The sequence below is a fragment of the Luteibacter sp. SG786 genome (genome assembly GCF_011759605.1).
Lineage (GTDB): Bacteria > Pseudomonadota > Gammaproteobacteria > Xanthomonadales > Rhodanobacteraceae > Luteibacter.
In genome coordinates this window covers 449191-464133 of record NZ_JAAOYX010000003.1, presented here as the reverse complement: position 1 = coordinate 464133, position 14943 = coordinate 449191, and the positions used below count along the sequence as shown (strand labels likewise).

The following is a 14943-nucleotide window of genomic DNA, read 5'->3' as shown; positions in this document are numbered from 1 at the left end:
GGATCAGGCCACCTTCGCTTCGCTGGCGAACGCCGCCAGGGCGGCCGCCAGCCGCTCGAGGCCTTCCGCGGTCTCCTCGTCGGAAATGGTCAGGGGCGGCACGATGCGCAGCACATCGGGCCCCGCCTGCAGGATGAGCAAGCCGTGCGCGGCGGCGAGGTCGAGAATCTCGCCAGCGCGCCCCTTGTACAGCGTGTCCAGCACCGCGCCGATCATGAGGCCGCGGCCGCGTACCTCGGAAAACAGGTGCAGTTCGTGGTTGATCTTCGCGAGGCCCGCACGAATGTCGTTGCCCTGCCGCTCCACGTTGAGCAGCACGGCCGGCGAGGCGATCTTCTCCAGGGCCACGCGCGCCACGGCGGCGGCCATCGGATTGCCGCCGAAGGTCGTTCCGTGCGCGCCGAACTGCATCACGTCGGCCACCTTCGGCCCGACCAGCATGGCGCCGATCGGGAAACCGGCGCCCAGGGCTTTGGCGAGGGTGACGATGTCCGGCGTGACGTGGTCATGCGTGTGCGCGAACAGCGTGCCGGTGCGGCCCATGCCGCACTGGATCTCGTCGAGCACCATCAGCGCGCCATGCGCGTCGCAGAGCTCCCGCACCTTCTTGAGGAAGCCCGGCTCGGCCGGCATCACGCCGCCCTCCCCCTGCACGGGCTCCAGCATGACGGCCGCCACGCCGCCCTGCGCGAATGCCTCTTCCAGCGCCGCGGGATCGTTGAAAGGCACGTAGCGGAAGCCGCCGGGCAACGGTTCGTAGCCCTCCTGGTACTTCGGCTGCGCCGTGGCGGTGACAGCGGCCAGAGTGCGGCCGTGGAAGGAACCGGTGAAGGTGACGATCACGCGCTGCTCGGGCGATCTGCCTTGCGAGGCGGCCCACTTGCGCACGAGCTTGATGGCGGCCTCGTTGGCCTCCGTACCCGAATTGCACAGGAAAACGCGCTCTGCGAACGGCGCGTGGTCCACGAGTTCGGCGGCAAGCCGTAACGGCGGCTCGGAGTAGAACACGTTGCTGGCATGCCAGAGCTTGTGCGCCTGTGCCACCAGGGCATCGACCAGGTCGGGGTCCTGATGGCCCAGCGCGTTCACGGCGATGCCCGCGCCGAAGTCGAGGTAATCGCGGCCTTCCGTATCCCACACCCGGGCGCCCTTGCCGTGGTCGAGCACGACGTCGCGCGGCCGGTAGACGGAAAGCCAGTAACGCTTGCCCAGGGCGATGAGATCGGACGGTTCGGCAGGGTGCGACGACGACATGACTTGCGACTCCGGTTAGGAGGGGCATCGTACTAAGGCGCGGGATGTGCCGACAACGCATGCGATGTACCGCGCCTGCAACGTCCTGTTACAGATCGCTACACGGGCTGAACGGCGCCGCCGGCAGCGGCACGGGGAAAATCCTTGCGAATCAAAGAAGCGCCCCGTGGCACGGCGCTTGCTCCCCCTGGGAACAAGGCCCTGTGAAGCCGCGTGGTTCGTTCGCCCGACGACCCTGCCAAGCCGGACGACGAATGGGAACTCCCGGTCCTCCCAGAGGACCGGGAGTTTTCTTTTCCGCGCATGCGTGGGAGGCGGCGCCTTATCGAAGCTGATCGAGGGCCAGTTGATGCTTCTTGCAGAGACGGTAGACCGTGACGCGGGACACGCGCAGGCGGCGGGCGCATTCGCTGATGTTGAACGCGCTCGCGCGCAGGCAGTCCACGATGGCCTCGCGTTCGGCAGACGTGCGCGCGCTTCCCAGGCTGTCCCGGTCGCCGCTGGGGCTGTCCGCGCTCAGCTCCAGGTCGTCGGGCGTGATGAGCGCGTCGTCCGCGATCACCGCCGCGCGCTGCACCCGGTTCATCAGTTCGCGCACGTTGCCCGGCCAGGAAAAAGCGTTGAGTGCCTTGCGCGCGCTGGTGCTGAAGGCGCGAGCCCGGGTGCCGTAGCTTTCCCGGAACACGTCGAGGAAATGCTGCGCCAGCAGTTCGATATCGCCCGTGCGCTCACGCAAGGGCGGCATGCGCAACCGCAACACATTCAGGCGATAGAACAGATCTTCGCGGAAGCGGCCTTGCGCCACGGCCTTCTCCAGGTCGACGTGAGTCGCGGCGAGCACGCGCACGTCCACTTTGATCGACTGGCAGCTCCCGATCCGCTCGATCGTCCCCTCTTGCAGCACACGCAGGAGATTCGTCTGCGCGTCCAACGGCAGGTCGCCGATCTCGTCGAGGAAGACGGTGCCGCCATCCGCCGATTCGAAATGGCCGATACGCCGTGCCGTTGCACCGGTGAACGCACCGCGCTCGTGCCCGAAGAGTTCGGATTGCACGAGGTTCGCGGGCAATGCGCCGCAGTTGATCGCCGCGAACGGCTTTCCATTTCTCGGCGACAGCTGGTGCAGCGCGCGCGCCGCCATCTCCTTTCCCGTACCGGTTTCGCCGGTGATCAGCAGCGGCAGTTCCACAGGCGCGAACTTGCGGATGTTCTGCGACAGCGCACGTATGGCGGGACTGTTCCCGGTCAGCAGGCTCGGCGCATCGTCGTCGTGGGCCATGGGGGCGTCGCCAGGCACGCGGGACAGCGCCTGACGCAGCGCACCGAGCGACGACGGGCCTTCGATGATTTCGAACGCGTGGGGCAACACGTTGCGTATGGACGGATCGGTCGCCTTCGTCTGCTCTCCGGTAAGACCGATCCAGGCCATGCCGGGATGGCTCTGACGAAGATCGTCGAGGATGCGCACGGCAGCCTGCGCCTTCGTGCGCAGGTCCACCACCGCGATGGCGTCGTCGCCGCACTCGGGAAGCTCGGCACCGTTTCTCGCGGGATCGGCGACGAACGTGCGCCATCCCGCACGGATCAGTCCGAAGTGTTCTTCAACGCTCGGTCTTCCAATCCAAACGACGCAACGACCCGTCGATTCCCCGCGCGACATGCCCGCTCCTCACCCAGTCTCGTGGCCTGCTGTCAGCTTCGCGGGTTCGGCTCCGGACCCGCCGCCGGCACCCCTGCAGGCCGGCAAGCCCCACTCGCCGTTCCTTGCTAGAAGGAACGACGGCGCCGACGTTATACCCCGACACAGCACGCGGCCATACACCAAACGGGCTAGCCCCCTTCACGCCGTTCATTACTTGCCGCGATAGCTATAAAAACAGGTCGGGAAGCAGCGGGTTGCCGGGAACGACGGCATAACGGTCGAAATCGCGCATTCCGCCTTCGCGCAGCACGTCTTCGTCGATGAAGAACCGGCCCGTCGTTTCGCGTGAGGGCTTCGTGAGGATGGCATGGGCCGCGTCGGCCACGATCTCCGGCTTGCGGCAGTTTTCAGCTTTCACCGTGTCGCCCAGCATGGCGATGGCGGCCGTGGCGATGACCGTTCTTGGCCACAGGGCATTGACGGCGATACCCAGCGGCGCGAATTCGGGCGCCATGCCGAGCACGCAGTGGCTCATGCCGAACTTGGCGATGGTGTACGCCACGTGCGGCGCGTACCAGCGCGGATCGATGCTCGGCGGCGGCGAGAGCATGAGCACGTGCGGATTCGCCGCCTGTTTCAGGAACGGCAGGCAGGCCTGGGTGGTGAGGAACGTGCCGCGCGTGTTCACTTCGTGCATGAGGTCGAAGCGTTTCATCGGCGTGCCCTCGACGCCGGCGAGCCAGATCGCGCTGGCGTTGTTCACGACGATGTCGATGCCGCCGAAGCGCTCCGCCGCGGTGGCCGCCGCCATGCGTACTTCGGACTCCTCGCGGATGTCGACCTTGAGCGGCAACGCGGTACCGCCCGCGGCTTCGATGTCGGCCGCGGCGCTGTGGATCGTGCCCGGGAGACGCGGGTTGGGCACGTTGCTCTTGGCGGCGATGACGATGTTCGCCCCGTCGCGTGCGGCGCGCAGCGCGATGGCGAGGCCGATGCCGCGCGACGCGCCGGTGATGAACAGGGTTTTGCCGGCGAGCGTGCTCATGGGTGGCTTTGCCTCAGGCGCGCTGGAAGCGCGGAAGGATGTCGCGCAACTCGGCGAGGCGCTGCAGCGGATCGTCGAGTTCGAGCATGTGCTGGCACTCGTTCGCGTCGAGCGGAAGCAGTTCGGACAGGCGGAAGCCGACCCAGCTGGCGTCGTCGGACCGCACCGCAACCTCGTGCCGCCACGGCGGCATCATCTGCTCGGCGAGACGCTCGAGGATCGTCGCCAGCAAGCCGAACTCGGCCGGTAGCGGCAGCGCATCCTCTTCCGGCCAGGTAACGATGTCGCCGCGGACTTGACCGTCCGAACGCACTCGCGTGCGCGTCACACGAAAGCGCAGGCCGCCTTCGGCGACGATGCCGAGCAGGCCATCCTCGCGCGTGTGGAAATCGGTGATGGTGGCGAGCGTACCCACGGCGGCGGGGACGGCGGGCTGCCCGGCCTCGCGGCCTTCGAGGATCATGCACACGCCGAAGGCTCGCCCGGTGCGCGCGCATTCGCGCACGAGGTCGATGTAGCGGGGCTCGAAGATACGCAGTTGCAGGTGACCGCCCGGAAAGAGGACGTTCGACAAAGGGAACAGCGGAAGGTCGAGGGCGGGCGTCGTCGCGGCCATGCCCGGCAGTCTAACCCGCGCCCAGCGCCGCGAAGAAGCTGCGGGGCGCGCCTTCGAATCCGCCGTTGGACATGAAGACCACGTGGTCTCCTTCCCGGGCCTCCGCCACCAGGGCGTGCACCAGCGCATCGACGCTGCCGGCCGTGATGCCGCGGCCTCGCAGGGCTGCCGTCACCTTGCCCGCATCCCAGGCCAGTTCGGGGCGATGCAGGAACACCGTGACGTCGGCATCGGCCAGCGAGGGCGCCAGGGCGTCGGCGTGCGCGCCGAGCCGCATCGAATTGGAACGCGGTTCGAGGGCCACGAGAATGCGCGCGTCGCCCACCTTCGCCCGCAACCCGGCCAGGGTGGTGGCAATGGCCGTAGGGTGGTGGGCGAAGTCGTCGTATACGGTCACGCCGCGCGCGGTGCCGAGAACCTCCATGCGCCGCTTCACGCTGGCGAAGCCGGCGAAGGCCGGCAGCAGGGCCACCGGATCGGCACCCGCCGCCGCGGCCGCCGCCAGCGCCGCCAGCGCGTTCATCACGTTGTGCCGGCCGAGCGACCCCCAATGGACGTCGCCCAGGGTCGTTCCGTTACGGCGCACCCGGAAATGGGAACCGTCCGCGGCGAGGAGTTCGGCGCGCCAGTCGCCGGCGTCGATGCCGAAGGTTTCCGCCGGCGTCCACGCTCCCATCGCGAGCACTTCCGCAAGGCGCGCGTCCTCCGCATTCACGATCAGGCGGCCATTGCCCGGCACCGTGCGCACGAGGTGGTGGAACTGCCGCTGGATCGCGGCGATATCGGGGAAGATGTCGGCGTGGTCGTATTCGAGGTTGTTGAGGATCGCGATGCGCGGCCGGTAGTGCACGAACTTCGAGCGCTTGTCGAAGAACGCCGAGTCGTACTCGTCGGCCTCGATGACGAAAGGCCTGCCCTCGCCCCGCCGCGCGGATACGTCGAAATTGCCGGGCACGCCACCAATGAGGAAGCCAGGCGCCTGCCCCGCCGATTCAAGGAGGTGGGCAAGCAGGCTGGTGGTGGTGGTCTTGCCATGCGTGCCGGCCACGGCCAGGACCTCGCGGCCGACGAGCAGGGTCTCGCCGAGCCACTGTGGCCCGGAGATGTAGCGCATTCCCTCATCGAGCATGTACTCCACGGCCGGGTTGCCGCGGACCATGGCGTTGCCGACCACGACAAGGTCGGGTGCCGGCGTGAGGTGAGCCGCCGTGTAACCCTGCATCAGGCCGATGCCGAGCGCCTCGAGCTGTGTGCTCATGGGCGGATACACATTGGCATCGGAGCCTTCGACCTGCAGGCCGAGTTCCTGCGCAAGGGCGGCGACGCCACCCATGAAGGTGCCGCTGATACCGAGGATATGGACGCGCATGGGTAGGCTCGTGGGGCGTGGCGTCGGAAGGCCCGCCGCAACCGGCGGGCCCCGCGATCAGGCGCTGGCGGCGGACGTGCTTTCGAGCGCGGCCTTGATCCGGGCGGTTACCTCGTCGAGCTCGCCGACGCCGTCCACGACCTTCAGCTTGCCGCGTTTCGCATAGAACTCCGCGACCGGGGCCGTCTGGTCGGCATAGATGGCCAGGCGCTTCTTCACGGTGTCCGGGTTGTCGTCCGGACGGCCTTCCTTGTTGAAGCGCACCACGCAGCGATCGACGATCGCCTCGTTGGGTACCTCGAGCTTGATCACCACGTCGAGCGGCTGGCCGATACGGGCAAGCACGCCGTCGAGCGCTTCGGCCTGGGCCAGGTTGCGCGGGTAGCCGTCGAGGATGAAGCCGGGCTTGGCATCCGGCTGGCCGAGGCGCTCTTCGATGATGCCGAGCATGATGTCGTCGGACAGCAGCTGGCCGGCATCCATGATGCTCTTGGCTTTCTTGCCCAACTCGCTCTCGGCCTTGATCTCCGCGCGCAGGAGATCGCCGGTGGAGATGTGCGGAATGCCCAGGTCCTGCTTCAGGCGGGAGGCCTGGGTGCCCTTGCCGGAACCGGGGGCGCCGAATAGCACGAGTCGCATTGATGCTCCATTTCGCCGGAGAAGCGGGAAAATCCGCTACCGGACACGAGAAAAATGGGTCCCAAGGTAACGGCAGGGGCGCCGCCACGTCAAACTCCCGACACCTTGGCGGTGTAGCGCCCCCCGCCCGCGGGCGCCTTCAAGGCGCGGCGACGCGCGGCGCGCTACGCTGGGCCTTTCGACCACCAGAAGGACCCGAAGCATGGCCGCCGGTAAAATCCTCTACGCCCAGTCGGGTGGCGTTTCCGCCGTCATCAACGCGACCGCCGCGGGCGTGATCGAGACCGCCCGCGACAAGGGCATCCCGGTCTATGCCGCCCGTAACGGCATCCTCGGCGCGCTGCGCGAGGAGCTGATCGACACGACCAAGGAGGCGAAGGCCAACATCGCCGCGCTGAAGCACACGCCCGGCGGCGCGTTCGGCTCCTGCCGCTACAAGCTGAAGTCCCTGGAAGAGAACCGCGCCGAGTACGAGCGGCTGATCGAGGTGTTCAAGACCCACGACATCCGCACCTTCCTCTACAACGGCGGCAACGACTCAGCCGACACGGCCAACAAGGTGTCGAAGATCGGCCAGGCCCTGGGCTACGAGGTGAACTGCATCGGCGTGCCCAAGACGATCGACAACGACTTGGTGGTCACGGACACCTGCCCCGGCTTCGGCTCGGTGGCGAAATACACCGCCATCGCCGTGCGCGAGGCCAGTCTCGACGTGGCGTCCATGATGGACACCTCGACGAAGGTCTTCATCATCGAGGTGATGGGCCGCCATGCCGGCTGGATTGCCGCGGCGGCGGGGCTGGCGGGTGCCGGTGCGGGCGATCCGCCTCACGTGATCCTGTTCCCCGAAAACGTGTTCGATCCCGAAGCCTTCCTCGCCAAGGTGAAGGCCACCGTGGAGAAGGTCGGTTACTGCACGGTCGTGGTCTCGGAAGGCGTGAAGGACAGCGAGGGCAAGTTCCTCGCCGAATCCGGTGCGCGCGACGCCTTCGGCCATGCGCAACTCGGCGGCGCCGCGCCGGTGCTTGCCGCGCTGGTGCGCGAGAAACTCGGGTACAAGTATCACTGGGCGCTGCCCGACTACCTGCAGCGCTCGGCGCGCCACGTTGCCTCCAAGACCGACCTCGACCAGGCCTATGCGGTGGGCAAGAAGGCGGTCGAATACGCCGCCGAGGGGTTGAACGCGGTGATGCCGGTGATCGTGCGCACTTCCGACGAACCGTACAAGTGGAAGATCGAGGCGGCGCCGCTCGACAAGATCGCCAACCACGAAAAGAAGATGCCGAAGAACTTCATCTCGAAGGACGGTTTCGGAATCACGGCGGCGGCACGCCGTTACCTCGCGCCGCTGATCCAGGGCGAAGCCCCGCCGCCCTACGGTCCCGACGGCCTGCCGGTGTACGTCACGCTGAAGAACGCGCCGGTGCCGAGGAAGCTGAAGAAGTTTGCGGTGGGGTGATACGGCTTTGTGTGGGAGCCGCTTCAGCGGCGATCGGTGCTCGCGACAAGCTTGCCCGCTGCCGCGGGATCGCCGGCAGAGCCGGCTCCCACAGGTTCATCGCAAGACAGCATGCATCAGCTTCAGGTCGTGCACGAAGTCGGCGAAGCCGGCTTCGCGCGCGTCGTGGTCGGGGAGGCGCAAGAGGTACGACGGGTGCACCGTCGCCATGGCCCTGCGCCCATCCGGCGTCTCGAGCCATTGCCCACGCTGGGCCATCAGACGGAACGACGAGCCGAACACACCCTGCGCTGCCATGGCGCCCATGCAGACGATGCCGGAGGGCCGGATCCGTTCGATCTCCGCGGCGAGCCAGGGCCGGCATGCGGCCTGCTCCTCGGCGTTCGCGCGCTTGTGCAGGCGCACCTTGCCGCGCGGCTCGAACTTGAAGTGCTTCACGGCGTTGGTGACATAAAGCGCCGACCGGTCGATTCCCGCCTCTTCCAGCGCCCGGTCGAACAGCTTGCCCGCGGGGCCGACGAACGGCTTGCCGGCGAGGTCTTCCTGGTCGCCCGGCTGCTCGCCGATCACCACGATCCGCGCGTCGGACGGGCCGGCACCGAAGACGGTCTGCGTCGCGGGCTTCCACAGGTCGCACGCGCGGCAATCGCGGGCCCGCCTGCGCAACGCGGCGATGCTGCCCTCGGGCGCATCCACCGCCGCCTTCTGCAGGGGCGTCACCTTTTTCTTCGGCACTGTCGGTTGCTTCTCGACCATGGCCTGCATCCTCGGCAGCGCATCGCGCACCAGTTCGGGGATGAGTCGCGCCTCCGGCAGGTTCTTCCAGTACTTCACCGGCATCTCGCGACGCATCGCGTCCACCTTCAGGCGGGCCGGATTGAAGATGCTGGCGTAATAGGTACGCCACAGATCCTCGAGCGCATCTTCCGTCGGCGCGTCCGCGCGATCGGCGCCCGGCCCGATTGCCAGCGTAGCGCCGTCCCAGTGCGCGCTGCGTGATGGCGTCAGCAACGACCAGTGCATGCCGGTGAACCGACGAACGAAGAACGGCGCCACGGCGGGTACGATGTCATGCTCGGGTTCGAACCACGCGACATACACCGTGTCTTCGCCAAGCCGCACTTCGCGAAAGCGCACGAAGGCCTTCATCTTGTGCATGTCGCGGCTCACCTGGCGCGCGCAGGCATGCGCCCATGCCACGTCCCCGTCGGTGGCGATGCGCAGCAGTTCCCTTTCACCGTGCGCGATGCGCCAGAGCATCCGATAGAGCGTGGCGTGGCGACGCGGATCGCGATGCGCGAGCACCGTGCCGGCCAGCCCCAGGAACGCGCGCGGCACGCCCGGAACCGTCGTCCGACGCGGAGGCGGCACGGCGTCGTCGCTTCCGAACAGCCCGCCGCCGGCACCGGCTCGCCATTCGACGTCGGCCGGATCGACGTCCGCAAGCAGTAGGGACCGGGCTTTCGCCCGCCATGCGTCGAGGTCCGACGGGTCGTCCAACGTAACGGCGAGCATCGTCAGCCGAAGAGGTCCGGCTGCGCGGGTTCGCGCAGGTCGCGGCGCAGCAACGGCGTGTCGCGGTCGCCACGAGGCCGGTGATCCACCGTTTCCACGAACGGCGCCACCTTCTTCACCGGCACTCTCAGGCGCACCAGATCGTCGTAACGGACGCGCCGATGCGCGCGCATCGCGATCAGCTTGTCGACCGTCTTCACGCCGAGCCCCGGCACGCGCAGGAGCATCTCCCGCGAGGCGCGGTTCACGTCCACGGGAAACCGTTCGCGGTGGCGCAGCGCCCAGGCCAGCTTCGGATCCATGTCCAGCGACAGCATGCCGTCGTCGCCCGGCGGGGCGATCTCGTCGGCATCGAAGCCGTAGAAGCGCATGAGCCAGTCAGCCTGATAGAGGCGATGTTCGCGCACCAGCGGCGGCGGCTTGAGCGGCAGTATCTTCGAGGCGTCCGGAATCGGACTGAAGGCCGAGTAGTAGACGCGGCGAAGGTGATAGTTGGTGTAGAGATTGGTGCTGGCGGTCAGCACGTCGCGATCGCTGGCGGCATCGGCGCCCACGATCATCTGCGTACTCTGGCCGGCCGGCGCGAATCGCGGCGCCTTCTTTTCCGCCTTCGCCTCATCAATGGACAAACGCAGACGACCCATGGCGCTGCGGATGTCGCCCAGGTCCTTTTCAGGCGCCAGCGACTTGAGGCCGCCTTCCGTGGGCATCTCCACATTGATGCTGAGACGGTCGGCCCATCTGCCCGCGGCGTCGATCAGTTCCGGTGCCGCATCGGGAATGGTCTTCAGGTGGATGTAGCCCGCGAACCGGTGCTCGGTGCGAAGCGTGCGCGCGACACGGACCAGCTGCTCCATCGTGTAATCGGGCGACTGGATGATGCCGGAGGAGAGGAACAGTCCCTCGATGTAGTTGCGGCGGTAGAACGCCAGCGTTAGGTCCACCACTTCCTCGACCGTGAAACGGGCACGGGGCACGTTGCTGCTGCGCCGGTTCACGCAGTACACGCAGTCGTACACGCAGAAGTTCGTCAGCAGGATCTTCAGGAGCGAGATGCAGCGCCCATCGGGTGCATAGGCGTGACAGATGCCCATGCCTTCGGTCGAGCCGATGCCACCGCTCTTCAGGGAGTTCCGGCCCTTTCCGCCGCTCGACGAGCACGACGCGTCGTACTTCGCGGCGTCGGCGAGGATGGCAAGTTTCTCTGTCACGTTCATGGGGACGGCCATGGTGCCAAAAGAGTCCCCGCAGCGCGTGAAGGCCCCTGCCGGGCGGTCTGCGCTTGCGACGACCTCGGTATCATGAGGACCTCGCCCCTGGAACCGCCTCATGGACCTCATCATTCGTCACGCCACGCTTCCCGATGGGCGTTCCGATGTGGATATCGGCATCGACGGCGGGAAGTTCGCCGCGATCCAGCCCGCCCTCCCTGCGAAGGGCGTGGAAGAGATCGACGCGGCCGGCCGTCTCGTCAGCCCGCCGTTCGTCGACACGCACTTCCACATGGACGCCACGTTGTCGCTCGGCCTGCCGCGGCTGAACGCGTCCGGCACGCTGCTGGAAGGCATCGCGCTATGGGGCGAACTGAAACCCCATCTCACCCAGCAGGCGCTGGTGGACCGTGCCATGGCTTATTGCGACATGGCCGTGGCCCAGGGGTTGCTGGCCATCCGCAGCCATGTCGACGTTTGCGACGATCGCCTGCTCGCGACGGAGGCACTGCTCGAAGTGAAGCGCCGCGTGGCGCCTTACCTCCACCTGGAACTGGTGGCATTCCCCCAGGACGGCCTGCTCCGCTCCGCCCGCGCACGCGAAAACCTCGTGCGTGCCCTGGACATGGGCGTCGATGTGGTCGGAGGCATTCCGCACTTCGAACGCACCATGGCGGACGGCGCGGCGTCGATCCGCTGGCTGTGCGAGCTGGCTGCCGAACGCGGACTGCGCGTGGACATGCACTGCGACGAGTCCGACGATCCGATGTCGCGGCACATCGAAACCCTGGCCGCCGAAACGGTGCGCACGGGTTTGCAGGACCGCGTGGCCGGTTCGCATCTCACCTCGATGCACTCGATGGACAACTACTACGTGTCCAAGCTGCTCCCGCTCATCGCGGAAGCCCGGGTACACGCCATCGCCAATCCGCTCATCAACATCACCTTGCAGGGGCGGCACGACACGTATCCGAAGCGACGCGGCATGACCCGCGTGCCGGAACTCATGGACGCCGGTGTCAATGTGGCCTTCGGGCACGACTGCGCCATGGACCCCTGGTACGGCATGGGCAGTGCGGACATGCTCGAGGTTGCCCACATGGGCTTGCACGTGGCCCAGATGACCTCCACGAGCGGCGTCGCCCGCTGCTTCGAGGCCGTCACGACCCACGCCGCACGGGTCCTGGGGTTGGAAGGCTATGGCATCGCGCCCGGACATCGCGCCGACTTCGTGCTGCTGCAGGCGGGCGACGTGCACGAGGCAATCCGACTGAGGGCGGCCCGCCTCCTGGTGGTGCGCGAAGGCCGCGTCCTGGCCCGCTCGCCGGAGCGGCACACCCGCCTGAGCCTGCCGGAACGCCCCTCGGAACTGACGCTGGAATTCCGGCCGGGCTCCATTTCCTGAACCGGCCGGTTCAATAGCTGTCGCAACAATGAACGCTTTCGTGGAGCTTTCGTTTCGTAGGACTTCACGTTCAGCCTTCCCTTCCTAGCATCCGAACTGCCGATCGGCCGCACGAAATCGCGGCACAGCGATCGCACTGGGAGACTGGGACATGAAAACGATGCTGCGTACCGCCTTTGCCGCCATTGCGCTGGTCGCCACCACGGCGGCTTTCGCGGACGACCGCCACGGTCACGGTCATGACCGCGGCCGGTACGACCACGACTACCGCCATGACAACGGCCGCTGGCGCCACGACAACGGCTGGCATGGGCATCGTCCGCCGCCGCCTCCGCCGCGTCACTACGAGCATGGGTACTACCATCGCCCGCCCCCGCACTACTACGGCCCGCCGCCGCGTTACTACCAGCGTTGGGGCCATTGGGAGCGCGGCCACCGTTATTACGGCCGCCCTGTGGTCGTCTACGACTACGGCAGCTACCGCCTGCGCCCACCGCCGCGCGGTTACCACTGGGTCCGCGACAACAGCGACTTCCTTCTTGTCGCCATCGCCACCGGCGTGATCCTCGACATCGCCACTCGTTAAAGGCATGTGCCACGGTAGTCGGTAGCGATACCGGTACCGACTACCGAATTGGCGCAATGACTTGCGCAGCGCACAACACCAATCCGTGCCTGCCCTGCCTATACTCGGACCGGGCCCCATGTTGGGCTCCTACAATCCGGGGAGGCTTCGATGCTGCAACAGTACGGTTTATGGATCGCGCTGGCATGTGCGGTCGTCGCGATTCTGTACGGCGCGTTTTCGGTCAGCTGGGTTCTGGCGAGATCGCCGGGCAACGAACGCATGCAGGAGATTGCCGCCGCCATCCAGGAAGGCGCCCGCGCTTACCTCAACCGCCAGTACGCCACCATCGGCGTGGTCGGCATCGTACTTTTCCTGCTCATCGGTATCTTCCTCGACTGGGGCACCGCCATCGGCTTCGCGCTGGGGGCGCTGTTGTCGGGAGCCGCCGGTTACATCGGCATGAACGTTTCGGTTCGTGCCAACGTTCGTACCGCGGAGGCCGCCAGGAGCGGCCTTTCTTCTGCCCTCGCCGTGGCCTTCAGAGGCGGTGCCATCACCGGCATGCTCGTAGTGGGCCTGGGCCTGCTCGGCGTCGCCGGCTACTACGGCGTGCTGACCCACATGGGCTACGAGCAGGGGCATGTGCTGCACGCCCTCGTGGGCCTGGCGTTCGGCTCGTCGCTCATCAGCATCTTCGCCCGTCTGGGCGGCGGCATCTTCACCAAGGGAGCCGATGTGGGAGCCGACCTGGTCGGCAAGGTGGAAGCGGGCATTCCCGAAGACGACCCGCGCAACCCGGCGGTGATCGCGGACAACGTGGGCGACAACGTCGGCGACTGCGCCGGCATGGCCGCCGACCTGTTCGAAACCTACGCCGTGACCCTCATCGCCACGATGCTGCTGGGCGGCGTGATGGCCACCGTGGTCGGACCGAACGGCGTTCTCTACCCGCTGGTGCTCGGCGGTGCCTCCATCGTGGCCTCCGTCATCGGCACCTTCTTCGTGAAGACCCGCGGCGGCAAGATCATGAATGCGTTGTATGCGGGCGTGGCGGTATCCGCCGTGCTGGCCGCCATCGCGTTCTGGCCGATCACCCAGGCGTTGATGGCGGATTCGGGATTCGGGGTCGGCCGCATCTATGGCTGCGCCCTGATCGGACTGGTGCTCACCGGCGCCATGGTGGTGATCACGGAGTACTACACGGCCACCGAGTACCACCCGGTACGCCACGTGGCGCAGTCGTCCACCACCGGCCATGCGACCAACATCATCGCCGGCCTCGGCGTCTCGATGAAGTCCACCGCCCTGCCGGTGCTGGCCGTGTGCGCGGCCATCTGGGGCGCGTTCGCCCTGGCCGGCCTCTACGGCATCGCCATCGCGGCCACGGCCATGCTCAGCATGACGGGCATGGTGGTGGCGCTTGACGCTTACGGCCCCATCACCGACAACGCGGGCGGCATCGCGGAGATGGCCGAGTTGCCGGCCGAGGTGCGTGGCGTCACCGATCCGCTCGACGCGGTGGGCAACACCACCAAGGCCGTGACCAAGGGCTATGCCATCGGCTCGGCGGGACTGGCCGCGCTGGTGCTGTTCGCCGACTACACCCACAACCTGAGCCTGCATTTCGGCGGTACGCCAGTGACCTTCGACCTGTCGAACCACTACGTGATCATCGGCCTGCTCATCGGCGGACTGATTCCGTACCTCTTCGCCGCCATGGCGATGGAGGCCGTGGGCCGCGCCGCCGGAGCGGTGGTGGAAGAAGTGCGGCGCCAGTTCCGGGAAATCGCGGGCATCATGCAGGGCACCACGCGGCCCGACTATTCGCGCGCGGTGGACATGCTCACGCGTTCCGCCATCCGCGAAATGCTGGTGCCCTCGCTCCTGCCCGTCCTGGTGCCGGTGGTGGTCATCTTCGGCTTCAAGTGGCTCGGCGGCCCTCAGGCCGGTGCACAGGCGCTCGGCGGCGTGCTGATCGGCACGATCGTCACCGGCCTGTTCGTGGCCATCTCCATGACCACCGGCGGCGGTGCGTGGGACAACGCCAAGAAGTACATCGAGGACGGCCACTTCGGCGGCAAGGGCTCCGATGCACACAAAGCGGCCGTGACCGGCGATACCGTCGGCGACCCGTACAAGGACACCGCCGGCCCGGCGGTGAATCCGCTGATCAAGATCATCAACATCGTCGCGCTGTTGCTGATCCCGCTGCTGTAAACG

At 67.2% G+C, this 14943-nt stretch carries 12 protein-coding genes; 4 read left to right on the top strand and 8 right to left on the bottom strand.

From position 1 onward, the window contains the following. Positions 1-3: 3 nt before the first annotated feature. The 6 genes from FHS47_RS18015 to FHS47_RS17990 form a co-directional block, all read right to left on the bottom strand. Positions 4-1254: an acetylornithine/succinylornithine family transaminase gene (locus tag FHS47_RS18015; RefSeq protein ID WP_167031461.1), complete on the bottom strand. Its 1251-nt coding sequence runs from the start codon at positions 1252-1254 to the stop codon at positions 4-6. Between the two features lie 322 nt (positions 1255-1576). Beyond that, positions 1577-2914 (bottom strand): sigma-54 dependent transcriptional regulator, encoded by a 1338-nt coding sequence (locus FHS47_RS18010; RefSeq protein WP_167031458.1) that lies wholly within the window; start codon positions 2912-2914, stop codon positions 1577-1579. Positions 2915-3122: 208 nt separating this feature from the next. After that, entirely contained in the window at positions 3123-3941 is an 819-nt protein-coding gene (locus FHS47_RS18005; RefSeq protein WP_167031455.1) for an NAD(P)-dependent oxidoreductase, read from the bottom strand. Positions 3942-3954: 13 nt separating this feature from the next. After that, a complete protein-coding gene (locus FHS47_RS18000; RefSeq protein ID WP_167031452.1) occupies positions 3955-4557 on the bottom strand; it encodes an LON peptidase substrate-binding domain-containing protein in 603 nt (200 codons plus the stop codon). A 10-nt stretch (positions 4558-4567) separates the two neighbouring features. Beyond that, positions 4568-5926: a UDP-N-acetylmuramate:L-alanyl-gamma-D-glutamyl-meso-diaminopimelate ligase gene (gene mpl / locus FHS47_RS17995; RefSeq protein WP_167031448.1), complete on the bottom strand. Its 1359-nt coding sequence runs from the start codon at positions 5924-5926 to the stop codon at positions 4568-4570. Between the two features lie 57 nt (positions 5927-5983). Further along, positions 5984-6565, bottom strand: a complete 582-nt coding sequence (locus FHS47_RS17990) for an adenylate kinase (protein WP_167031445.1) — start codon at positions 6563-6565, stop codon at positions 5984-5986. 202 nt (positions 6566-6767) lie between these two features. Between FHS47_RS17990 and FHS47_RS17985 the strand changes: the two genes are divergently transcribed. Continuing rightward, positions 6768-8024, top strand: a complete 1257-nt coding sequence (locus tag FHS47_RS17985) for a 6-phosphofructokinase (RefSeq protein ID WP_167031442.1) — start codon at positions 6768-6770, stop codon at positions 8022-8024. 96 nt (positions 8025-8120) lie between these two features. On the opposite strand, the gene FHS47_RS17980 is transcribed toward FHS47_RS17985, so the two are convergent. Both FHS47_RS17980 and FHS47_RS17975 read right to left on the bottom strand, forming a co-directional pair. Continuing rightward, positions 8121-9539, bottom strand: a complete 1419-nt coding sequence (locus FHS47_RS17980; RefSeq protein WP_167031440.1) for a UdgX family uracil-DNA binding protein — start codon at positions 9537-9539, stop codon at positions 8121-8123. 2 nt (positions 9540-9541) lie between these two features. Then, positions 9542-10756, bottom strand: a complete 1215-nt coding sequence (locus FHS47_RS17975) for a putative DNA modification/repair radical SAM protein (RefSeq protein WP_167031437.1) — start codon at positions 10754-10756, stop codon at positions 9542-9544. Positions 10757-10868: 112 nt separating this feature from the next. Here FHS47_RS17975 and FHS47_RS17970 point away from each other — a divergent pair, with 112 nt between their 5' ends. The 3 genes from FHS47_RS17970 (at position 10869) to FHS47_RS17960 (ending at position 14940) form a co-directional block, all read left to right on the top strand. Next, on the top strand, positions 10869-12155 hold the full coding sequence (locus FHS47_RS17970) for an amidohydrolase family protein (RefSeq protein WP_167031434.1): 1287 nt from the start codon (positions 10869-10871) through the stop codon (positions 12153-12155). Between the two features lie 151 nt (positions 12156-12306). After that, positions 12307-12741, top strand: coding sequence for an RcnB family protein (locus tag FHS47_RS17965; RefSeq protein ID WP_167031431.1), 435 nt, complete (start codon positions 12307-12309; stop codon positions 12739-12741). 150 nt (positions 12742-12891) lie between these two features. Then, positions 12892-14940: a sodium-translocating pyrophosphatase gene (locus FHS47_RS17960; RefSeq protein WP_167031428.1), complete on the top strand. Its 2049-nt coding sequence runs from the start codon at positions 12892-12894 to the stop codon at positions 14938-14940. The last annotated feature ends 3 nt before the right edge of the window (positions 14941-14943 follow it).

Excerpts from the sequence above, each read along its gene's own strand:
- FHS47_RS18015 (WP_167031461.1), bottom strand. The coding sequence starts at position 1,254 with ATGTCGTCGTCGCACCCTGCCGAACCGTCCGATCTCATCGCCCTGGGC.
- FHS47_RS18010 (WP_167031458.1), bottom strand. The coding sequence starts at position 2,914 with ATGTCGCGCGGGGAATCGACGGGTCGTTGCGTCGTTTGGATTGGAAGA.
- FHS47_RS18005 (WP_167031455.1), bottom strand. The coding sequence starts at position 3,941 with ATGAGCACGCTCGCCGGCAAAACCCTGTTCATCACCGGCGCGTCGCGC.
- FHS47_RS18000 (WP_167031452.1), bottom strand. The coding sequence starts at position 4,557 with ATGGCCGCGACGACGCCCGCCCTCGACCTTCCGCTGTTCCCTTTGTCG.
- mpl (WP_167031448.1), bottom strand. The coding sequence starts at position 5,926 with ATGCGCGTCCATATCCTCGGTATCAGCGGCACCTTCATGGGTGGCGTC.
- FHS47_RS17990 (WP_167031445.1), bottom strand. The coding sequence starts at position 6,565 with ATGCGACTCGTGCTATTCGGCGCCCCCGGTTCCGGCAAGGGCACCCAG.
- FHS47_RS17985 (WP_167031442.1), top strand. The coding sequence starts at position 6,768 with ATGGCCGCCGGTAAAATCCTCTACGCCCAGTCGGGTGGCGTTTCCGCC.
- FHS47_RS17980 (WP_167031440.1), bottom strand. The coding sequence starts at position 9,539 with ATGCTCGCCGTTACGTTGGACGACCCGTCGGACCTCGACGCATGGCGG.
- FHS47_RS17975 (WP_167031437.1), bottom strand. The coding sequence starts at position 10,756 with ATGAACGTGACAGAGAAACTTGCCATCCTCGCCGACGCCGCGAAGTAC.
- FHS47_RS17970 (WP_167031434.1), top strand. The coding sequence starts at position 10,869 with ATGGACCTCATCATTCGTCACGCCACGCTTCCCGATGGGCGTTCCGAT.
- FHS47_RS17965 (WP_167031431.1), top strand. The coding sequence starts at position 12,307 with ATGAAAACGATGCTGCGTACCGCCTTTGCCGCCATTGCGCTGGTCGCC.
- FHS47_RS17960 (WP_167031428.1), top strand. The coding sequence starts at position 12,892 with ATGCTGCAACAGTACGGTTTATGGATCGCGCTGGCATGTGCGGTCGTC.